Origin of the sequence: Lacrimispora sp., assembly GCF_032078915.1 — a bacterium.
Taxonomy (GTDB): domain Bacteria; phylum Bacillota; class Clostridia; order Lachnospirales; family Lachnospiraceae; genus Lacrimispora.
In genome coordinates this window covers 12,699-34,293 of sequence record NZ_DAMAUN010000054.1, presented here as the reverse complement: position 1 = coordinate 34,293, position 21,595 = coordinate 12,699, and the positions used below count along the sequence as shown (strand labels likewise).

The following is a 21,595-nucleotide window of genomic DNA, read 5'->3' as shown; positions in this document are numbered from 1 at the left end:
TGTGATACCATATAAAAAGATTTTATATTTGACAGGAGGTAGAGGAATATGAACGAATCCATAAAACATCTGGTTGAAAGGAGAAGCGTGCGCAGCTACTCCTCAAAACAAATAACAAAGGAAGAACTTAGTGCCATTCTGGAGGCTGGCAGCTTTGCCCCGTCAGCAATGAACCGTCAGCCTGTAGTTATGGTGGCAGTGCAGAAGCAGGAAGTCCGTGATAAGTTATCTGAGTTAAACGCAAAAGTCATGGGATCAGACATTGACCCTTTTTATGGAGCGCCGACGGTCATTGTGGTGCTTGCGGACCGGGCGGTGTCAACGTATCTATATGACGGATCTTTGGTTATGGGGAATCTTATGAATGGAGCTCATGCAGTTGGAGTCGATTCTTGCTGGGTTCACCGGGCAAAAGAAGTATTTGACAGCGAAGAGGGAAAAGAACTTTTAAAGGAATGGGGAATCCAGGGAGATTATGAAGGGATCGGTCATTGTATTCTTGGGTATGGAAATATGGAATACCCCCAGGCCAAGCCAAGAAAAGAACATGCAATTACATATATAGAATAGAAGAAACAGAAAAAAAGAGGACTGCGGCCGATAAAACGCGGCCCTCTTTGCTTTTAGGTATAACCACAAATTATAATACACATTCCTATTAATTAGTTGACAAAAAGATGCTGGATTGCTATCATTTAAGTTACTATACAAAAAGGCGGGGATATGGATGGAGAGAATCGTATTATCATTGTTGGTTGATAACACCTCCGGCGTTTTGAGCCGTGTAGCCGGACTGTTCAGCCGCCGTGGCTATAATATTGAAAGCCTTACGGTGGGTGTGACTGCGGATGAGAGATATTCCAGAATGACGGTGGTGTCCACAGGCGATCAGGAGATTTTAGACCAAATTGAAAAACAGCTGAGAAAGCTGGAAGATGTCAGGGATATCAAAGAATTAAAGCCAGGCTATTCTGTTTACAGGGAGCTTATTCTGGTCAAGGTACATGCCAATGCCAGCCAGCGTCAGGCGATTTGTGCCATAGCTGATATTTTCAGAGCCACCATTGTTGATGTCGGCAAAGATTCCGTAACCGTCATGCTTACAGGAGATCAGTCCAAGCTTGATGCAGTTCTTAACCTGCTTGAAGATTACGAAATATTAGAGCTTGCCAGAACTGGTCTCACAGGACTATCCAGAGGCTCTGACGATATTCGATATCTGCCTTAGGCAGTCAGTATTTGTAAGCTAGAGGTTATTGCCAAAGGCGGACAGTGAGCCGTCGGCATGGTTCCTTTAACAAAATATATCAAGAGTCAGTATATGAGGAGGAAATAAAAGATGGCAAAGATTTACTATCAGGAAGATTGCAATTTATCCTTATTGGAAGGTAAGACCATTGCAGTTATTGGATACGGCAGCCAGGGCCATGCCCATGCGCTTAATTTAAAGGAGTCTGGATGCAATGTCATTGTAGGACTTTATGAGGGAAGCAGTTCCTGGGCAAAGGCAGAGGCACAGGGGTTAACCGTTTATACAGCAGCAGAAGCTGCAAAGAACGCCGACATCATTATGATCCTAATCAATGATGAGAAGCAGGCTGCTATGTACAAGGAATCTGTAGAGCCTAATTTAAAGGATGGGGACATGCTGATGTTTGCCCATGGTTTTGCCATTCATTTTGGACAGATCGTTCCTCCTAAGAATGTTGATGTTACCATGATCGCGCCAAAGGCTCCCGGCCATACCGTAAGAAATGAATATCTGGTAGGCAGAGGAACCCCATGTCTGGTTGCTGTTCATCAGGATTATACAGGCAAGGCAAAGGACAGGGCTTTAGCTTATGCATTGGCCCTGGGCGGCGCAAGAGCCGGCGTACTGGAGACAACCTTTAAGGATGAGACAGAAACAGACCTTTTTGGCGAGCAGGCTGTATTATGCGGAGGCGTATGCGCTCTGATGAAGGCTGGCTTTGAAACTTTGGTAGAAGCAGGATATGCTCCTGAGAATGCTTATTTTGAATGTATTCACGAGATGAAGCTGATCGTAGACCTGATTTTTGAAAGCGGCTTTGCAGGCATGAGATATTCTGTTTCCAATACTGCTGAATACGGTGATTACATCACAGGGCCAAAGATCGTTACCGATGAGACCAAGAAGGCAATGAAGCAGGTTCTTACTGATATTCAGAATGGAAACTTTGCAAAGGACTGGCTGCTTGAGAACCAGGTAGGATGCGCTCACTTTAATGCGGTTAGAAAGAAAGAAGCTTCCCACCAGTTAGAAAAGGTAGGCAGCGAGCTCCGCAAGCTTTACAGCTGGAACGACGGCGGAAAGCTGATTGATAACTAAATGTTATAACTGCAGGCAGCGGCCTGTTAAATAAAAAGCCCGGAAAAAGTAAGTCTTTTTCCGGGCTTTTTATTTACTTGAGCAATGAGCCTGCCCCTCTCATGGCATCAAAAAAGTTTTCCATAGCCGTGGATAATCCATTGGGATTATAAGCGAATCCAACGGTTCTTTTCTTGATCGCTGATTCCATGGGAATCTGAACCAAATCTCCCCGGTCCAGTTCCTCCTGGACAAATTCTTTGATCACACATCCGATCCCCAGTCCGATTTTAGCAAATTCGATCAACAGATCCATGGTAGTGACCTCCAAAAGCTGATTTGGCACAATCTGATTTTCTTTCAGATACTCGTCAATATACTTTCTGGTCATGTTGTTCTTATCCAAAAGAAGGATATTTCCTGTCTGAAAGAAATCCGTATCCGGTCCTTCCCTTAAATACAGGTTATCCAGATAAGATTTTGTAGCCACGAAAATATCATGGACGTCCATGACCGGCTGAAACAAAAGAGGGCGCCGGTTGCTTGGCTCTGCAATGAGCCCCAGATCGATCCGCTGCTGTTCCAACATGGTGATTGTATGGGAAGTGGACTGGCTTTCAATGGAAATCTTAATATGAGGATACTTCTCAATGAATCCCTTTAAATAAGGAAGAAGGATATACTTGCAAAGGGTATTGCTGACGCCTATTTTCAAGTGCCCGATATTAAAATCCTTCACCCGCTTCAGTTCCAGTTCTCCGCGGTTTATTTCTTCAAAGGCCGCTTTTGTATGATTATATAGAAGCTTTCCTTCTTCGGTGAGCTGGACGCCTCTTGAATTCCTCGTGAATAAAGTCACCTCCAGGCTGTCTTCCAGCTTGCTGATGGATTTACTGATGGCAGGCTGGCTGATATAAAGCTCCTTGGCCGCTTTTGAGATATTTCCGGCTTTGGCAACTTCATAAAATATCTTATACTGGGAAAGGTTATGATCCATCTTAAGTCTTCCTCTCATTGAACGATACTTTTCGTTCCATTTTATAACTAACTATTATATTAAATATTCGTATTATGTATTTCTATTATACCAATAAGTATGTTAAAATGTAAAGCGAGAAAAAGATGTTACAATTTAAACTGTAATGGTGATAAATTGACAGGAGGACGCAGACAATGGGAATGACGATGACCCAGAAAATATTGGCAGCCCATGCAGGGCTTTCCAAGGTAAAGGCAGGCCAGCTGATCGAAGCGGAACTGGATCTGGTATTGGGGAATGATATCACATCACCGGTTGCCATTAAGGAAATGGAGAAATTCGATAAAGATACAATCTTTCATAAAGATAAGATTGCCCTGGTCATGGACCACTTTATTCCAAATAAGGATATTAAATCCGCAGAAAACTGTAAATGCTGCCGTGATTTTGCCGGCAAACACGAAATTACCAATTATTTCGATGTAGGGCAGATGGGAATCGAACATGCCCTTCTTCCGGAAAAGGGACTGGTGGTTGCAGGAGATGCAGTCATTGGAGCGGACTCCCATACATGCACCTATGGAGCACTGGGAGCTTTTTCCACCGGTGTTGGCAGTACGGATATGGCGGCAGGCATGGTAACTGGAAAAGCCTGGTTCAAGGTACCGACCGCAATTAAGTTTGAACTGGTGGGAAAACCCTCCAAGTGGGTCAGCGGCAAAGATGTCATATTGCATATCATAGGCATGATCGGTGTAGACGGTGCGTTATATAAGTCAATGGAATTTTCCGGAGAGGGCATCAGGAATTTATCCATGGATGACCGTTTTACTATTTGCAACATGGCCATTGAGGCCGGCGGAAAGAACGGTATATTCCCGGTGGATGACCTTGCGATCCAGTACATGAAGGATCATTCAAAGCGTGATTACAAAATCTATGAGGCGGATGAGGATGCAGAATATGAGGCGGTTTATACCATTGACTTATCCAAATTAGAGCCAACGGTTTCCTTCCCCCACCTTCCTGAAAATACCAGGACCATCGGCACATTTGGTGAGATTAAAGTGGATCAGTCGGTAATCGGCTCCTGTACCAACGGCCGGCTTGACGATATGCGCATAGCCGCGGCTGTCATGAAAGGACATAAAGTGGCAAAAAATCTGCGCTGTATTGTGATCCCAGCTACTCAGGAAATCTATTTGCAGTCCATGAAAGAAGGCCTTTTAGAAATTTTTATCGAAGCCGGAGCTGTGGTCAGCACACCAACCTGCGGTCCATGCCTTGGCGGCTATATGGGTATTCTGGCGGCAGGAGAGCGCTGCATCTCTACCACCAACCGTAATTTTGTGGTGGGGATGGGTTATGTGGAATCAGAGGTATATTTAGCCAACCCTGCAGTGGCTGCTGCAAGTGCGATTACCGGCCATATATGTGCGCCGGATGAACTGGGATTATAGGAGGTTGTAAATATGAAGGCATGTGGATCTGTTTTTAGATACGGAGATAACGTGGACACGGATGTTATCATTCCGGCAAGATATTTGAATATTACAGATGGGAATGAGCTGGCTAAGCACTGCATGGAGGATATTGACAAGGGTTTTGTAACCAATGTAAAAAATGGAGACATTATTGTCGCAAATAAAAACTTTGGATGCGGCTCTTCCAGGGAGCATGCGCCTCTTGTCATCAAGTGTGCCGGAATAAGCTGCGTGATTGCCGAAACTTTTGCCAGGATCTTCTACCGGAATGCAATTAACATCGGCCTTCCTATTATAGAATGCCCGGAAGCTGCCAGAGCTATTCAGGCAGGAGATGAGGTCATGGTTGATTTTGACAGCGGCATTATCACCAATAAAACCACCGGTGAATCCTTTGAGGGACAGGCATTTCCTCCCTTTATGCAGGGGATCATTTCAGCGGGAGGGTTGTTCCCCTATATTAATAAGAAGAAATAGCTTGTATTTCCATGGAAAATAAGTCCGTAACTGTCAGGAATTGTATTTGACAGCTGCGGACCTTTTTGATGTGGGGCATTCTGGCATTGCCAATAAAAGAAATGCGTATTATAATTAGAAAAAATTCAAGGAGTTGATCTATATGGTAAAGACAAATGCAATGAGAATGCTTGACAGGGCAAAGGTTGAGTATACCACCAGGGAATATGAAGTGGACGAGCAGGACCTATCCGGCAGCCATGCAGCGGATATGATGGGGGCGGATCATGGAAGCGTATTTAAAACTCTTGTATTAAAAGGAGAAAAAATAGGATATCTGGTCTGCTGCATTCCGGTTGATGGGGAACTGGATTTAAAAAAAGTGGCGAAGGCTGCCGGAGATAAGAAGGTAGAGATGATTCCAATGAAGGATTTGCAGGGAATCACAGGATATATACGCGGAGGCTGTTCTCCTATCGGCATGAAAAAACAATTTCCTACTTTTGTCGAAGAAAAAGCCCGCTCTTATGAGGTAATTGTCGTAAGCGGAGGCTTAAGAGGACAGCAAATCGTCATTTCTCCCCAGGCCCTTGTTGCGTTTATAAAGGGCAGTTTTGCCCCTCTTACCCATAATTAGTTTACATAATACAAGAAATGCTGGGGACAAGTCATACAGGTGAATTTGAATAATTAACATAAATGTAACACTATTGTAAAATATGATTGCAACAATAGCATAAAAAACTAAGAAATGAATGGGATAAAATAGTGCGAAATACACAAAGAGAAAAAGGAGTTGAAAAATTAGAAATTAAAATATCACAAAAATGTTAAATAGCCATTGACTTTTTTAGCAGGCTTCTTCTATAATTACGGACGTCACCAGGAAACGGCTGTGGAATGTAACCCAGCCCAGGCAAGTGATATAAGAGAAAGAGGTGTATATATGCTTACACTACGCTCTATCCTTCAGCAGATTTGTCAATTCTTCAGAGGGATGTCCTTTAAGGTCACAAAGCGGATGTATCGTTCTTCCGCAGTTTTTATGGCGGGTGCGGCAATTATTACTGTTGTGGCGTTTACCTCAGCAGGATTTGGAAGCGGCGGCAGAAATGCTTTAACGGTATTTGCGGAAACGCCGGAGTCAGAAGACTCTCCGGATAAAGAAGATTTGAAAGATGAAACAGTGAAAGAAGAAACCGTTACCCAGGAAAAAGCCCAAATAAAACTTACGGAAGTCAGAATGCAGGCACAACAGCTGGCCGGTGATTTCCTGGAGAAAGATGTGATCCAGAAACAGGAACAGGCGGAGGAGTCCAAGGCGGAGATTGAGCGAATCAATACGAAGATCGCCATGGAAGAAGAGGCTAAACGGCAGGCAGAAGAAGCAGCTAAAAAAGCGGCAGAAGCAAAGAAAGCGGCAGAAGAGGCAGCAAAGAAGGCAGAGGAAGAAAAGGCCGCCCATTCAACGTCGGTGACTCAGGACGATTATCAGGTCTTGCTGAGGATCGTGCAGGCGGAAGCCGGTATTTGCGATGACAAGGGTAAGATCCTTGTGGCCAATGTCATTATTAACCGCGTAAAGAGCGGAAAATTTCCCGACACGGTGAAAGGAGTCGTCTATGAACCCTCCCAGTTTTCACCGGTATCAAACGGAAGTATTAATTCCGTAAAAGTGACAGATGATACGAAACAGTGTGTTGACCGTGCGCTGGCAGGAGAGGATTATTCAAGCGGGGCCCTGTATTTTATGAATCGGGGAGGCTCCCGGAGAGGTGCTATCAGCTGGTTTGATTCCCATCTGACTTATTTATTTCAGCATGGCAACCATGAATTTTTTAAATAAAAACATTGTAGAATATTCTGCTTAAGGTGTATACTATATGTGCATAGCAGGTACCATTGGAATCTGCGGCCAAACTAGACGATACATAAAAGGAGAGTATGATTATGATTTTTGATTCAGCAAAAAACCTTGATTTTTACAGAAGCCTTGGAGTGGACGGAAGATACGAAAAGGCAGTTGATTTTCTTAAGAACACTGATTTAGAGAGCCTGGCGCCAGGCAAATATGAGATTGACGGCAAGAATGTTTTTGCGAATGTAACAGAGTATACAACGGTTCCCTGGGAGGAAGCCAAGTATGAAGCTCACCATAATTACACAGATATTCAATATGTGATATCCGGTTCTGAAACCATGACATATGCACGGATCGATGAACTGAATGAAAAGGTACCTTATAACGAAGAAAAAGATGTTGTATTTTACGACAATGAAAATCCAGGCTTAAAAGTAGTTGTAAAAGCTGGAGAATATATGATTTTCAATCCCTGGGATGGTCATAAGCCAAAAGCAGCTGTAAGTGAACCGGCTTTGATTAAAAAAGTGATTGTTAAGATCAAAGAGAACTAAATTAAAAACGGGGTCCGATCCTTTTTACAAGGGATCAGCTCCCGTTTTCGTTTTATGGATTCCAGTTGTCAGGACCAGACAGAACGGCTTCTTTTGTGAAGCTTTTAAGATCAGTTTCTGTCAGCCGGTGAATCCAGTCCGGTCGTTTTTCCATCACGGCACCAGGGCCGTAACTGCCGTATTCACCATAGAAGGTATGTTTATGGGCAGCTTCCTTGTTCCAGTCATGCCAGCCTTCTTTGCAGATATGATCATCCAGAAAGCAGTTGATCAGCACCGTTTTTCCATACTCTCTCCATGGACGTCCAAGGTAAGCGTTGTCAGCGGGGCAGTTGCTTTCAAAGCGGCATTTTTCCATGACATAGCCATATTCCTGTCCCTTTGGAGTGGAGGCGGCAGTTACATAGCTGCTGATCTCCATTCCCGTATATTTGGAAAAGAAGGTGCAGCCTTCAAAATAAGCGGTTGCGCTGCCGAAAATAAAGTCAATATCCCCTTCTAAGTAACAGTTTTTATAATAGTGCCGGCCGTTGATCCGGGGGGAATGCTGCTTTGGTCCGATAAGACCATTGGGCTCGATTTCCTTTGGAGGAAGGGGACCTGTAAAAAGAGTATCCTGGTTTCCTAAGAAACGGCAGTTTTCAAAAAGCAACCGGTCTCCATCGGCATAAAGGGCCAAAGCCTGCCCAACATCGGTACCAATGCCCGCACTGTTTTCAAATGTAAGATTCCTGGCGGTAAAATCATGGGTATCGATCAGGCAGGAATAGGTGCGGAAGGTGCCCCGCTTCATCCCATCCTCCATGGTCATGCGGGCATAAAGGCCGTAGGAGAGAATGGTGCTTTTTGCATCTTCCCCGACAAAGGTTACGTGAGGAACCGTTACGGCAATCTGCTCTTCGTAAAATCCCTTGTGTATGTAGAGGACCTGTTCCTCAGTATGATCCGATGGAAGAGAACGAAGTGCCTCTCCAATACTTGCAAAATCTCCTGTACCATCTTTTGAAATATGAATCATAATTATCCTTTCTTTTGCTTATTGTACACAAAATGCATAATATATATATAATATATCCATTTTTTTGGAAAATTGCAATGATAATCATTGACTTTTTCTTAACAAAGTGAGATAATAGTGACAAATTTGGATTTTATAAAAGGAGGAATTTTCTATGTCAACAAAAGCATATTATCCAATCAATGAAATTGGAAAAGGCCAACCAGGTTTTGCAACTACGCGTTCGATCATTGAAGCTCCGTTTTATGGAAACAACGTAATTAAGGTTAATACACTTAGAGAGGCATATGAACTGGCGAAGAATTCACCAGGAACTGTGGTAACGGACATGCCTGTATACAGGGGAGAGGAATTTGGTCTTGATAAAGATGCCAAGGTTCTCTTATTTAACGATGGTGCGATTACCGGACGCTATGCAACTGCGAGAAGAATCGCAGGAGAACCCGGTGTAAACTGCGGCGCTCTTGACAAAGTTGTTATGGATGCAGTTTATGAAACCCGTTGGAAAACAATGTATCATGCAGAGGTTTATGCCGGACTTGATCCTGAATTCATGGTGAAGGTACATCTCCTTATTCCGGAAGGCGAAGAAAATATTCTGTATAACTGGATGCTGAACTTCCAGTATATGTCTGATGAATATGCGAAAATGTATAAAGCTTCTAAACCAGTCGGCGATGGAAAAGAAGCAGATATCTATATCTTCTCTGATCCTCAGTGGAATGGTTCCGACCGTCCTGGAGTAGATCTGTCCTGTTTAAGCGATCCGAAATGTTTATGCTACTTTAATACGGACCAGAACTGTGCGGCAATCCTGGGTATGAGATACTTCGGAGAGCACAAAAAAGGCACCCTTACTATGGTATGGGCTCTTGCTAACCGCAACGGATATGCTTCCTGCCACGGCGGACAGAAAGAATACAACTTAACCGATGGTTCCAAATATGTTGCATCTGTATTTGGCTTATCCGGCTCAGGAAAATCCACCATTACCCATGCAAAGCATGGCGGAAAATATGATGTTACCGTTCTCCATGACGATGCATTCATTATCAATACCGACACCTGCTCATCCGTGGCAATAGAACCTACATATTTTGATAAAACACAGGATTATCCGACCGGCTGTGAAGATAATAAATTTCTCTTAACTGCCCAGAACTGTTCCTGTACCTTAGACGAAGACGGAAAGATCCAGCTGGTAACAGAGGATATCAGAAACGGCAATGGACGTGCCATCAAATCAAAACTGTGGTCTCCCAACCGTGTGGATAAGATCGAAGCACCGGTTAATGCGATCTTCTGGATCATGAAGGATCCTACCATTCCGCCGGTAGTAAAATTAAAAGGCGCTTCCCTGGCATCTGTTATGGGTGCAACTCTTGCAACAAAGAGATCAACAGCGGAAAGACTGGCACCGGGAGCTGATCCCAATGCTCTGGTAGTTGTGCCTTATGCCAACCCATTCAGAACCTATCCTCTGGCCAATGATTATGAGAAATTTAAAAAACTGGTGGAAGAGAAGAACGTAGATTGCTATATTATCAACACTGGTGATTTCATGGGCAAGAAGGTTCAGCCAAAGGATACCTTAGGCATCCTGGAAGCCATTGTGGATAAGACTGCCCAGTTCAAACAATGGGGACCTTTCTCTGATATTGAAATCTTTGAGTGGGAAGGATTTGTTCCGGATCTTCACGATGCCGCTTATGCAGAGCAGTTAAAGGCCCGTATGGAAGACCGGGTGAAATTCGTTGCCAATATTGCCACGGTTAAGGAAGGCTATGACAAGCTTCCGGATGATGCCCTGGCAGCACTTCAGAAAATTGTTGAAGAATTAAAATAAAATTTCATAGAGACGAAAAAGGAGCTTCCTTTTTCGTCTCTGTTTTTGCGCGGATACCACGTCAGCTAAGAAAAACATGCAAAGCGTGTTTTTCTTAATTTCACGATACAGGAGGCACCATGAATAAAGAATATTTGTTGTTTGATTTAGATGGAACTCTTACGGATCCCAAAGAGGGTATAACGAAGTCTGTCCAGTATAGCCTCCGGCATTTTGGGATTGAGGTGGAGAATTTAGATGAGCTTTGCTGCTTTATCGGGCCGCCTTTAAAAGACAGCTACATGGAGTATTTTGGCTTTAGCGAGGAACAGGCAAGAAAGGCCATTGATATTTACCGGGAATATTTTTCGGAAAAAGGATTGTATGAAAATAAGGCCTATGAAGGAGTTTTGGGTGTACTGCAGTCTCTTCTTAAGGCAGGGAAAAAGCTTTATGTGGCTTCCTCAAAGCCGGAAGTGTTTGTCCGGATGATCCTTGAGCATTTTGAGTTGGATTCCTGCTTTTTATTTATAGGAGGCGCCGACATGGATGAAACCAGGGTAAAAAAGGCAGATGTGATCCGTTATGTTTTAAAGGAAAGCGGAATTACCGATTTGGACAAGACGGTGATGATCGGAGACAGGAAGCATGATGTTTTGGGGGCAAAAGAAACCGGAATTGCGTCGGTAGGAGTGTTGTACGGTTACGGAAGCCGGCAGGAGCTTACGGAAGCCGGAGCGGATGTTCTGGCAGAAACAATTTTTGATTTGCAGAATCTATTATAGTATGTTATACTAGGTCTCTAACATTTTAACAGGAGGAATACAAGAGATGAAAAAGGTGGAGATTGGATTCTGGGGAGTTGATTCCATCCTGGAATTTGTCTCAATTGCGGGAGCGTGTAAAGAAAAAATAAATTTGGCCTGCGGTGATAGAACGGTAAACGCAAAATCGTTGCTTTCTGTGCTGTCTTTGGCCACTGCGGAAGGGTTGGAACTGATCATTCAAGAAGACTCCAGCGACTCTCTTTTAAGACTTCTGGAACTGTATGTAGAGCATGGAAGACTGCTTGGCAGCAAACATCTTGCTGTCTGATCCAATAGATTAAAATCAAAACTGACAGGAAAAGGAACTTGAAAAACAAAACAAAGTAGTGTATACTAAGACCATAGAAAATATGGGATAGTAATTCCTGAAATGTGCGACACTCTTACCTTTTTTGAACCTACATTATGACTCATGGGATTCCGATATTTTCAGGTGGATGTCAAGCCTCCGTTTGCAGTGGAAGGCAGAAACCTGAGTGAGGTTGCCCACCTAGCAAGGCTAGGCGTCAATAAGTAAGAACCGGCATTTTGGGGTTACCAAAGAAAAAAGCAGCGAGAAATCGCTGCTTTAATTTTATGTAAAAGTATGGTAGAGTATAGGATAGACAATAGTCAATCTTAAAAACTTAGGAGAATTTTATGAAAGAGACAAAATTTCGGAATTATATATGCTTGGGAGTCACAGCACTTTCCGTTATTTCATTGAGCATAACCTTTGCCTTTTTTCTTTCCAGATTCCAGGCTGTGAAGGGTACGGTAAAAATAGTTGTGGGGATTCTTATGCCTGTCATTTACGGGGCAGTCCTCGCATATCTTTTACTGCCGGTATATAACAAGTCCAGAGACATTACGGTGTGCCTGCTTTCTTCCAGATGGAAAAACAGGAATGGGGTGAAGTCCATATCCCGGGCCGCGGGAACTGTGGTCAGCCTGATTTTTCTGTTTGTGATAGTAGTCGGACTTTTCTGGATGATCATCCCTCAGATTTATACAAGCGTCATGGGACTCCAGGAATCACTGGGTGAGAATATGAATGATCTGGCTCTGTGGCTTCAGAAGATGCTTGAGGATAATCCTTCTGTGGAACGGGCGGTCATTCCTATATATGACCGGCTGACAGGCCAGCTGCAAAACTGGATGACCTCTGATCTGGTCCCCAACATGTCCATGTTGATCGGCAGCCTTTCCAGCGGACTGCTAAGCGTGGTACTGGTTCTTAAAAATATACTGATCGGTGTAATCGTAATGGTTTATCTCCTGAACATAAAGGGAACGCTTTCTGCTCAGGGCAAAAAGATCATTTACAGTATATTTCCTATTAAAACGGCTAATCAGGCAATCGATGAAATCCGTTTTGTTCACCGGGTGTTTGGCGGGTTCATAACGGGAAAGATTTTAGATTCCCTGATTATCGGGATTATGTGCTTTTTCCTTTTGAACGCTATGAATATGCCTTACACTCTGTTAGTAAGCGTGATTGTGGGGGTAACCAATGTGATTCCCTTTTTCGGTCCGTTTATCGGAGCCATTCCCAGTGCATTTTTAATCCTGCTGGTCAGCCCGATTAAGTGTCTGTATTTCCTGATATTCATTCTTTTGCTCCAGCAGTTTGATGGAAATATCCTGGGTCCGAAAATATTGGGACAATCCACGGGGCTTCCCAGCTTTTGGGTACTGTTTTCCATCCTGCTTTTTGGCGGACTGTTTGGTTTTGTGGGAATGATCATTGCAGTGCCGACCTTTGCTGTGTTTTACAGTGTGGTTTCAAGGCTGGTGAACCGTTCTCTGACGAAAAAGGATCTCTCCCTAAAAACGGTGGACTATTTTGACTTAGAGCGGATTGATGAAAACAAAAAAACTTATATGAGATAAGAGGAGCGCATGAATAAAAAGACATTTATCGGATTTATAGTCGGTATTCCTCTTTTGGTTTTGATTCTCATTATTATTATTCTGGTAAATGAACCGGAACCGGAGGGAATATCAAGGGGGGTAGCATATAAGTCGGCTGCTCTTCTTCTTACCGATAGAGAAAGCTGTGAAAAAATGCTGAAGGAACATAGCCAGGAATACTTTCCGGAAAAGGAACAGAATAACTGGTATGTGAAATACATGAATTACCTGTATGCAGGCGGTTATCTTGACCCTCATGAAATTCCGGCTAAAAGTGATGCTGCGGAAGGTTTTCTGACCTACAAAGAGGCGGAAAGCCTGGCGGAAGCTCTGGTTCCCGGTTCAGGAAAGAAGATTCATGAAAGCAGCAAAAAACAAAATAAGAAGCTTCCTGCTGATCAATGGTGGTATTTGTATGAAGAATTAAGGCAGGCACTGGATAAGGAAGGAACGATCAGAGTGCTTGATGTGTTTCTTTACGGCACTCCTACCAATGTAAAAACTGCAACAGCCTGGACTGCTTATACCAGCGAGGGAAATTTTCAGTTTGAGGGCATCAGCCTGGATTCTTACATAGACTGGGAGTTAAAGCTCCTGGTAAAGGGCAATGAGATCATTGCATTAAAAGAAGCGGTAACAGATTCCATAACCTATAAAAATGTCTGGCTTACCACTGGAACGGGTGGAACGTTCGGCGTATACTTAGGGTCCGTGGAACGTACCTTTCCCCTTGAGGCCTCTTTGGGGCAGCCGGAGGATTTTGCCAATAATATTGCGGATATCAGTTTAAAAAGAGGAAGCCTTCAAAAGGTCACCCTGAAGAAAAAGAAGATATCGGGGAAGGTTCTTGCGGTGAAGGATGATTCTGTTGAGGTTGAGGGATATGGCAGCTTAAAACTGGATAAAGATTTTAAAGTATACCGGTTATACGGTCAGTTTGAAGAGCGCAGTGTCACCGATATTCTGGTAGGATATGATATACAGGATTTTGTTGTTGCCCATGGCAGGATATGTGCTGCCTTGCTGGTAAGGGAATTTGATGCAAAGAGCATTCGTGTTCTTTTGATGAGCACCAATTTCCAGTCAATCTTCCATCCGTCCGTAACTCTGTCTGCTGAAAGCGGCCTGTTATTGACCTATGGCGAGAAGGAGGTAAAGGTGCCTCCAAAGGCAGAAGTGATTATTGATACCTCAGATGAGCGGCTGAAGGATGGACGGATTGTAATAGCACCACTAGAAAAAGGAGATTCCATTTCCGTTAATTCCATCCAGAGGTCCTTTGGCACCCCGGCCTATGACGGAACGATTGAGATACGTAAGGAAGCCGATGGGCTGCTTTTAGTCAATGAGTTGTACCTGGAGGATTATTTAACAAAGGTTGTTCCCAGCGAGATGCCTGACAGCTATGAAAAGGAAGCCTTAAAAGCCCAGGCTGTTTGTGCCAGAACCTATGCGTTCCGTCAGATCCAGAGCAACACCTACAGCAAATACGGAGCTCATGTGGATGACAGCACCAGATTCCAGGTTTATAACAATCTGCAGGCCGCATCAAAAACAGAAGAAGCGGTACGTGAGACTTATGGAAAGCTGTTGTTTTATGATGATAAACCAATTGAGGCCTTTTATTTTTCAACCTCTTGCGGACATACAACCGACGGCAGCATATGGGGAGGAGATCCGGCCAGTTTCCCCTATCTTGATGGCAGTCTTCTTCAGGAAAATAGTGGAGTATTGAATCTGTCGACAAATTCTGATTTTGATGAATTTATAAAGAAAAAAGATTATCCTGCCTTTGATTCAGGGTTCCCCATGTACCGATGGGAGACCACCGTCACGAACCGGCAGCTGGAGGAAGAGATCACCGAAGTCGGGTCGATCTTAAACATTACTGTAACAGAACGGGGAGTAGGCGGAATTGTTAAGAAATTAAGGGTCGAGGGATCCGACGGCGTCATGACCATCAATGGGGAAGGACAGGTAAGGGCAAAGCTTGGCAATAAATATATGAGCATTACTAAGCTTGATGGTACGCTCATGAAGAATTTTGATTCCCTTCCCAGCGCCTATATTGCAATAGAAAATCAGGGCGTTGATGACAATAACATTACAACCTTTCATATTTATGGGGGAGGTTTTGGGCATGGTGTGGGAATGAGTCAGAATGGGGCTCAGGCCATGGCAAAGAGCGGAAAGAATTTTGAGGATATCTTAAAATTCTTCTATCATGACACGGAAGTGCGGGAAGCAGAGCAGAGTAAGGAATGAGAATGACAGTTCCAGCGTAGGATGATAAAAAAGCACAGGAATGTCGTATGCAAGATCAAAAGCTGGAAGTCCTGTTAAATCTTGCCCTCAGCGCAACTCCTGAAGAGCGTGAAAAATCAGGCAATTTAAATGTAGGATATAATCCCGAGGAAAAATCATGGGATGTGATTGTTAAGCATTCCGGAGATATAAGCAATCTGTCCCTGGTGGGAATCCGGGTGGAGCAAATGGTAAACGAATACTCCATACTTACAGTTCCGGAATCCCTAATTGACCAGTTAAGTGCCTTGCCTCAAATCGAATATGTAGAGAAACCAAAGAGGCTGTTTTTTGCCATCAATCAGGCAAAGTCGGCCTCTTGTGTCAATCTGCTCCAGCAGGGAAGTAATTCTCTTACCGGAAGGGGAGTTTTGGTAGCCATCATTGATTCGGGGATTGATTATTACCACGCTGATTTCCGGAATGATGACGGTACGACCAGAATCGTAGCGTTGTGGGATCAGACTCTGGACCGGGTGTTCACGGCTGAAGAAATCAATGCCGCTTTGGCTACCGGAAGCAGGACAGAGGCCAACAGGCTGGTTCCGACCGTAGATATCTCCGGCCATGGCACAGCCGTGGCATCCATAGCGGCCGGAAACGGAAGGGAAAACAGGGGACAATACCGGGGAATCGCTTTTGAAAGCCCGCTTTTAGTTGTAAAGCTAGGAGTTCCTCAGGAAGGCGGATTTCCCAGGACCACAGAACTTATGCGTGCGGTCAATTTTGCAGTACAACAAGCTGTTAGTATGCAGATGCCCCTGGCCATCAACTTAAGCTTTGGAAATACTTATGGATCCCATGACGGCACCAGCCTTTTAGAGACATTTCTTGACGACTTATCCAATTACGGGAGGACAGTGATTGTGGTAGGAACAGGTAACGAAGGGGTGGCAGGCGGCCATATTTCCGGAGCCCTGACAATGTCCAGTCCTGAGGAGATTGAGCTGAGTGTTGGAGGATACCAGCGAAGCTTTAGTGTGCAGCTTTGGAAATCCTATGCGGATTTATTTGATATCAGCGTTATAACACCTTCCGGAGTGGTGATCGGCCCCATCAGCAGCAGCCTGGGACCTCAGACCCTGAACTATGGAAATACAAGGATTTTGCTGTACTATGGGAAGCCTGGACCTTACAGTGTGGCACAGGAAGTTTATATGGATTTCCTTCCCATCGATACCTATATCGACAGCGGGATATGGAAATTCCGCCTGACTCCCAGACAGATCGTGGAAGGCAAATACGATCTCTGGCTCCCATCCGCCGGAGTGCTGAGCGAGTCTACCAGGTTTTTAAGAGCCACGCCTGAAACCACTTTGACCATTCCATCTACGGCCAACAAGGTCATTTCCGTGGGGGCTTATGATGATACTTATCAGTCTTATGCGGATTTTTCCGGCAGAGGATTTACCAGGAGAACCAATCTGGTAAAGCCGGATCTGGTTGCTCCCGGAGTGGGGGTCATTGCGGCAAGGGCCGGAGGCGGATATGAATCGGTAACAGGTACGTCCTTTGCAACCCCTTTTGTCACCGGCAGCGCAGCCCTTTTGATGCAGTGGGGAATTGTGGATGGAAGGGATCCGTTTCTGTTCGGGGAAAAGGTTAAGGCTTATTTCATTCGCGGTGCCAGGCCCCTGCCCGGAATCACGAGATATCCCAATCCTGAGCTTGGATACGGAGCTTTATGCGTAAGCGACAGCCTTCCCGTATAGCATGGACAGGAAGATGAAAAGCCATTGGAAAAATAAGCAAAATGATTTATAATAGAATCAGTACTTTTGGGGAGGTGTGAAATGGAAGTCAGGCATGAACTGGTCATTCCCAATGATGATTTGCCTTTCCGGTTGTTTATTTTTGAGGGAAGAGATGGAAATTACAAGGTCACGAAACACTGGCATCATTCCGTTGAGATTTTTCTGGTTCAGGAGGGCAGGATTGATTTTTATATCAACAACAGCCACCTATCTCTTGAGAAACAGGATTTTGTGCTGGTCAATTCCAATGAAGTTCATTCCATTGAATGTCCGAATCCTAATATCACCATAGTTCTTCAAATACCGGCGGAAACCTTTGAGGAGTACATGGGAGAAGAAAACTATGTGAATTTTGAGAAAAAGGATGAGGTCCAAAATAAGAGACTGACCCAGCTGGTGATTTCCATGTTTTCCATATATGAGGAACAGGAATATGGTTATAGTCTGAAGGTAAAAAGCCTGTTCTATGAACTTTTGTATCTTTTGGTTACGGAATTTAAAGCGGAGACCATGGATAAGGAGGTTATCCGCCAGAAAAAGCAGCTCGACAAGCTGTCAAAGGTGACTCAGTATATGAGAGAAAATTATGACCAGGACTTAAAGCTTGACGAGGTGGCAGGGCGTTTTGGCTTCAGCCCTACCTATTTGTCCAGAATTTTCCAAAAATATGCGCAGGTCAATTACCGTACCTATCTCATTGACCTGCGTGTCAAATATGCGGTCCGGGAATTGGTAGGGACCGGCGGTGAGATTGGTGAGATCGCCATGAAGCATGGATTTCCGGACAGCAGGGCCTTTTCCAAGGCATTTAAGAAGCGGTATGGCTGTCTTCCCAGTGAATACAGGAAATATCTGGATGCAGGCAGATGACGGACATTGCAATTATTTTAATATAGGGTGTTATAATTATTGAAAATATGATATAATGTACCATAACTTTGTGCGAAGGATGTGATTGTATGAATATCAGGGAATCCACTGAACAATGGGAGGAAGCATATTTAAGTCCTTATGCCGCTTTCAGCAAGAACAGCAAAGGAAGAGAGCGGGAAGAGGAGGCTTGTGATATCCGGACTGCCTACCAACGGGACCGGGACCGGATCATTCACTGCAAGGCATTTCGCAGGCTGAAACATAAAACCCAGGTTTTTCTGGCACCGGAAGGAGATCATTACAGAACCAGGCTGACTCATACCCTGGAAGTATCCCAGATAGCCAGAACCATAGCAAAATCTCTGCGCATGAACGAGGACTTAACAGAGGCCATAGCTTTGGCTCATGATCTGGGCCATACCCCATTCGGCCATTCCGGGGAAGCGATTTTGAATAAGATCTGCTCCCAGGGCTTTGCCCATTATAAGCAAAGTGTACGGGTAGTAGAGGTTTTGGAAAAGGACGGCATAGGCTTAAACCTCACCTGGGAGGTCCGGGATGGAATCTTAAATCACCGAACCAGCGGCCACCCTTCCACCTTGGAAGGGGGCATTGTCCGCCTGTCGGATAAGATTGCCTACATCAACCATGACATCGACGATGCCATCAGGGCAAAGATGTTTGTGGAAGAGGATCTGCCGGAGTGCTATACGGGCGTTTTGGGTAACAGTGTTCGTGAAAGACTTAACAATCTGATCCATGATATTATCCGCAACAGCTATGGAAAGCCGGAGATCATAATGTCTCCTGATATGGAGAAGGCCATGCAGGGGCTGCGTACCTGGATGTTTGATAACGTTTATAAAAGTGATATCCCAAAAGCAGAAGAGGGGAAAGCACAGCATCTCATCGTCATGCTTTTTAATTACTATATGGAACACCCGGACAAGCTTGCGGAGGAATACCGCACCTTAATGGAGGAAGGCCAGGAAAGCCGGGAACAGGCGGTCTGCGATTACATTGCAGGCATGAGTGACAGATTTGCCATTGATAAATTTGAAGAGCTGTTTGTCCCTAAAGCTTGGAAAATGGTTTGAAGCAAATGAAACTGAAAAGGAGAAACACCCTGCGGGTATACCTTTATGGCCAAAATACATGGCCGGAAAAGAGGAAAGGAGAAATGAAGCTTCATGCGATATTCGGAAGAAGTAATTGAAGAGGTCCGGATGAAGAATGACATCGTGGATGTGATCTCGGGATACGTCAAGCTGCAGAAGAAGGGAAGCAATTATTTTGGTCTCTGTCCTTTTCACAATGAAAAGTCCCCTTCCTTTTCCGTATCTCCTGCTAAACAGATGTACTACTGCTTTGGCTGCGGTGCAGGCGGAAATGTACTGACGTTTATCATGGAATATGAAAACTATTCCTTTTCTGAGGCCCTAAAGGTTCTGGCAGACCGTTCAGGCGTGAAGCTTCCTGCGGCAGAGTACAGCAAGGAGGCGAGAGAGCAGGAAGATCTTAAGTCCACTCTTTTGGAAATCAATAAGCTGGCCGCCAGTTACTTTTATTACCAGCTTAAAAATCATCAGGGTGAGACTGGCTACCGCTATTTAAGGGACAGGCAGTTAAGCGACGAAACTATAACCAGGTTCGGGCTTGGCTACTCCAATAAAACCAGCGATGATCTTTACCGGTATTTAAAGGGCAAGGGATATGACGATAGCCTGTTAAAGCAGACCGGACTTGTGACCATAGAGGAGCGGGGGACCTATGATAAGTTTTGGAACCGGGTCATGTTTCCTATTATGGATGTGAACAGCCGGGTCATTGGTTTCGGCGGCAGGGTCATGGGAGCCGGGGAACCAAAGTATTTAAACTCGCCGGAGACAAAGCTTTTTGACAAAAGCCGGAATTTATATGGTCTTAATTATGCCAGGCTTTCACGGGAAAAGTACATATTGATCTGCGAGGGCTACATGGATGTGATCGCGATGCACCAGGCCGGCTTTACCAATGCGGTGGCTTCTCTGGGAACGGCTTTTACCACCCAGCATGCCCAGCTTTTAAAACGGTATACGGATAAAGTGGTTCTTACATATGACAGCGACGGCGCAGGCGTTAAGGCTGCCCTCCGTGCCATCCCCATTCTTAAGGAAGCGGGAATCTCCATTCGCGTGCTTAACATGCAGCCATATAAAGACCCGGATGAGTTCATAAAGAATCAGGGAGCAGAAGAATTCCGTAAGCGGATTGATGAGGCCCGCAACAGCTTCCTGTTTGAAATTGATGTTCTGAAAAAGAATTATAAAATGGATGATCCGGAGCAGAAAACAGAATTTTATAATCAGGTTGCCAGGAAACTGCTGGAATTCCCGGAAGCCTTGGAACGTGAAAATTATTTGGAGGCGGTATCCAGAGAAAATTTTATCAATTATGATGATTTAAAACGTCTGGTCAACCGCTTGGGCGCTTCTTTGGGATCATCGGTTTCTGCTCAGAGGGAAGAAGAGGTGAGCTTAAAAAACCAGAGAAAAAAAGAAAAGGAAGACGGTGTGAAGCAGTCCCAAAGGCTGCTTCTCACCTGGCTCATTGAAAATCCATTATTATTTGATAAGATTGAGGGAGTGGTTACTCCCGATGATTTTATAGAAGAACTGTATCGCAAGGTGGCACGGATGGTTTTTGACGGACACGCTGCCGGAACATTGAATCCGGCCGAGATCTTAAATCATTTCATTCATGATGAAGGTCAATACCGGGCAGTCGCAGGTCTTTTTCATGCGAGCTTAAAAGAGTCCCTAGATAATGAAGAGCAAAAAAAGGCGTTTTCGGAAACAATTATGAAAGTGAAAAAAAACAGTCTGGATTATGCCAGCCGTCATGCAGCGGGGATTTTGGAACTGCAGAATATTATAAAGGAACAGGCTGCGCTAAAGGATTTGCATATTTCGCTGGATTAGGGTGTACACTATAGGCAGGCTGTGGAAGGATGGAAGAACATGGACGAGAATGTGAAGAAGGCAGCAGATAAAATGGTGGAGTCAAAAAAAACGGAAGAGGAACAGGCTGCAGAGCTTAAGGCTTTGGAGTCAGCCGCTGCATTTGAGGAAAAATTAAATCAGCTTCTTCTCCTGGCAAAAAAGAAACGGAATGTACTGGAAAACCAGGAGGTTCTGGATTTTTTTGTGGGAGAGAACTTAGACTCGGATAAGCTGGATCAGATCTATGATTTTCTGGAAAGCAATAAGGTAGATGTACTTCAAATCGGCGGTGAGGATCTGGATCTTGATGAGGATCTGTTCATTGAAGAAGATATCGAGGAAGAAGAAGAAATCGATTTGGAAAGTATTGATTTATCTGTTCCGGAAGGTATCAGTGTGGAAGATCCGGTCCGCATGTATTTGAAGGAGATCGGCAAGGTTCCTCTTCTTTCCAGTG

General features: G+C 44.4%; 20 protein-coding genes and 1 other RNA gene. 19 read left to right on the top strand and 2 right to left on the bottom strand.

Going from position 1 to position 21,595, the window contains the following annotated elements:
• The first annotated feature begins 48 nt into the window (after nucleotides 1–48).
• The 3 genes from RT269_RS19375 to ilvC all read left to right on the top strand — a co-directional run bounded on the left by RT269_RS19375 (nucleotide 49) and on the right by ilvC (nucleotide 2,350).
• Nucleotides 49–570, top strand: a complete 522-nt coding sequence (locus tag RT269_RS19375) for a nitroreductase family protein (protein WP_313185046.1) — start codon at nucleotides 49–51, stop codon at nucleotides 568–570.
• A 157-nt stretch (nucleotides 571–727) separates the two neighbouring features.
• Nucleotides 728–1,228, top strand: a complete 501-nt coding sequence (gene ilvN / locus RT269_RS19370) for an acetolactate synthase small subunit (protein ID WP_313185044.1) — start codon at nucleotides 728–730, stop codon at nucleotides 1,226–1,228.
• A gap of 111 nt (nucleotides 1,229–1,339) precedes the next feature.
• A complete protein-coding gene (ilvC, locus tag RT269_RS19365; protein ID WP_313185042.1) occupies nucleotides 1,340–2,350 on the top strand; it encodes a ketol-acid reductoisomerase in 1,011 nt (336 codons plus the stop codon).
• 73 nt (nucleotides 2,351–2,423) lie between these two features.
• On the opposite strand, the gene RT269_RS19360 is transcribed toward ilvC, so the two are convergent.
• Nucleotides 2,424–3,326, bottom strand: a complete 903-nt coding sequence (locus RT269_RS19360; protein WP_313185040.1) for a LysR family transcriptional regulator — start codon at nucleotides 3,324–3,326, stop codon at nucleotides 2,424–2,426.
• 176 nt (nucleotides 3,327–3,502) lie between these two features.
• Here RT269_RS19360 and leuC point away from each other — a divergent pair, with 176 nt between their 5' ends.
• The 5 genes from leuC to RT269_RS19335 all read left to right on the top strand — a co-directional run bounded on the left by leuC (nucleotide 3,503) and on the right by RT269_RS19335 (nucleotide 7,663).
• The gene (gene leuC, locus RT269_RS19355; RefSeq protein WP_313185039.1) at nucleotides 3,503–4,768 is read left to right on the top strand and encodes a 3-isopropylmalate dehydratase large subunit; all 1,266 of its coding nucleotides are present in this window, start codon (nucleotides 3,503–3,505) and stop codon (nucleotides 4,766–4,768) included.
• A 12-nt stretch (nucleotides 4,769–4,780) separates the two neighbouring features.
• Entirely contained in the window at nucleotides 4,781–5,269 is a 489-nt protein-coding gene (leuD, locus tag RT269_RS19350) for a 3-isopropylmalate dehydratase small subunit (RefSeq protein ID WP_313185037.1), read from the top strand.
• 142 nt (nucleotides 5,270–5,411) lie between these two features.
• Nucleotides 5,412–5,885, top strand: a complete 474-nt coding sequence (ybaK, locus tag RT269_RS19345) for a Cys-tRNA(Pro) deacylase (RefSeq protein WP_313185035.1) — start codon at nucleotides 5,412–5,414, stop codon at nucleotides 5,883–5,885.
• Between the two features lie 309 nt (nucleotides 5,886–6,194).
• Nucleotides 6,195–7,094: a cell wall hydrolase gene (locus tag RT269_RS19340; protein ID WP_313185034.1), complete on the top strand. Its 900-nt coding sequence runs from the start codon at nucleotides 6,195–6,197 to the stop codon at nucleotides 7,092–7,094.
• Between the two features lie 104 nt (nucleotides 7,095–7,198).
• Nucleotides 7,199–7,663 (top strand): YhcH/YjgK/YiaL family protein, encoded by a 465-nt coding sequence (locus RT269_RS19335; protein ID WP_313185032.1) that lies wholly within the window; start codon nucleotides 7,199–7,201, stop codon nucleotides 7,661–7,663.
• Nucleotides 7,664–7,715: 52 nt separating this feature from the next.
• Here RT269_RS19335 and RT269_RS19330 read toward each other — a convergent pair whose 3' ends face one another.
• Nucleotides 7,716–8,681: a pectinesterase family protein gene (locus RT269_RS19330; RefSeq protein ID WP_313185031.1), complete on the bottom strand. Its 966-nt coding sequence runs from the start codon at nucleotides 8,679–8,681 to the stop codon at nucleotides 7,716–7,718.
• Nucleotides 8,682–8,835: 154 nt separating this feature from the next.
• On the opposite strand from RT269_RS19330, the gene RT269_RS19325 reads away from it, so the two are divergent.
• The 11 genes from RT269_RS19325 to RT269_RS19275 form a co-directional block, all read left to right on the top strand.
• On the top strand, nucleotides 8,836–10,527 hold the full coding sequence (locus RT269_RS19325; protein WP_313185029.1) for a phosphoenolpyruvate carboxykinase (ATP): 1,692 nt from the start codon (nucleotides 8,836–8,838) through the stop codon (nucleotides 10,525–10,527).
• 119 nt (nucleotides 10,528–10,646) lie between these two features.
• Nucleotides 10,647–11,291, top strand: a complete 645-nt coding sequence (locus RT269_RS19320) for an HAD family hydrolase (RefSeq protein ID WP_313185028.1) — start codon at nucleotides 10,647–10,649, stop codon at nucleotides 11,289–11,291.
• A 46-nt stretch (nucleotides 11,292–11,337) separates the two neighbouring features.
• Nucleotides 11,338–11,601 (top strand): HPr family phosphocarrier protein, encoded by a 264-nt coding sequence (locus RT269_RS19315; protein ID WP_313185027.1) that lies wholly within the window; start codon nucleotides 11,338–11,340, stop codon nucleotides 11,599–11,601.
• Nucleotides 11,602–11,692: 91 nt separating this feature from the next.
• Nucleotides 11,693–11,872, top strand: a non-coding RNA gene (ssrS, locus tag RT269_RS19310) — 6S RNA.
• A gap of 100 nt (nucleotides 11,873–11,972) precedes the next feature.
• Nucleotides 11,973–13,205 carry an AI-2E family transporter gene (locus tag RT269_RS19305; protein WP_313185026.1) on the top strand — a complete coding sequence of 411 codons (1,233 nt, stop codon included), beginning with the start codon at nucleotides 11,973–11,975 and terminating at the stop codon, nucleotides 13,203–13,205.
• A gap of 9 nt (nucleotides 13,206–13,214) precedes the next feature.
• Nucleotides 13,215–15,491, top strand: coding sequence for a SpoIID/LytB domain-containing protein (locus tag RT269_RS19300; protein WP_313185024.1), 2,277 nt, complete (start codon nucleotides 13,215–13,217; stop codon nucleotides 15,489–15,491).
• A gap of 47 nt (nucleotides 15,492–15,538) precedes the next feature.
• Nucleotides 15,539–17,242: a S8 family peptidase gene (locus RT269_RS19295; protein ID WP_313185022.1), complete on the top strand. Its 1,704-nt coding sequence runs from the start codon at nucleotides 15,539–15,541 to the stop codon at nucleotides 17,240–17,242.
• Between the two features lie 81 nt (nucleotides 17,243–17,323).
• On the top strand, nucleotides 17,324–18,154 hold the full coding sequence (locus tag RT269_RS19290) for an AraC family transcriptional regulator (RefSeq protein WP_313185020.1): 831 nt from the start codon (nucleotides 17,324–17,326) through the stop codon (nucleotides 18,152–18,154).
• An 89-nt stretch (nucleotides 18,155–18,243) separates the two neighbouring features.
• On the top strand, nucleotides 18,244–19,254 hold the full coding sequence (locus RT269_RS19285) for a deoxyguanosinetriphosphate triphosphohydrolase (RefSeq protein ID WP_313185018.1): 1,011 nt from the start codon (nucleotides 18,244–18,246) through the stop codon (nucleotides 19,252–19,254).
• 93 nt (nucleotides 19,255–19,347) lie between these two features.
• Nucleotides 19,348–21,117: a DNA primase gene (dnaG, locus tag RT269_RS19280; protein ID WP_313185016.1), complete on the top strand. Its 1,770-nt coding sequence runs from the start codon at nucleotides 19,348–19,350 to the stop codon at nucleotides 21,115–21,117.
• 39 nt (nucleotides 21,118–21,156) lie between these two features.
• A partial coding sequence (locus tag RT269_RS19275) for an RNA polymerase sigma factor region1.1 domain-containing protein (RefSeq protein ID WP_313185014.1) occupies nucleotides 21,157–21,595 on the top strand: 439 nt, incomplete at its 3' end.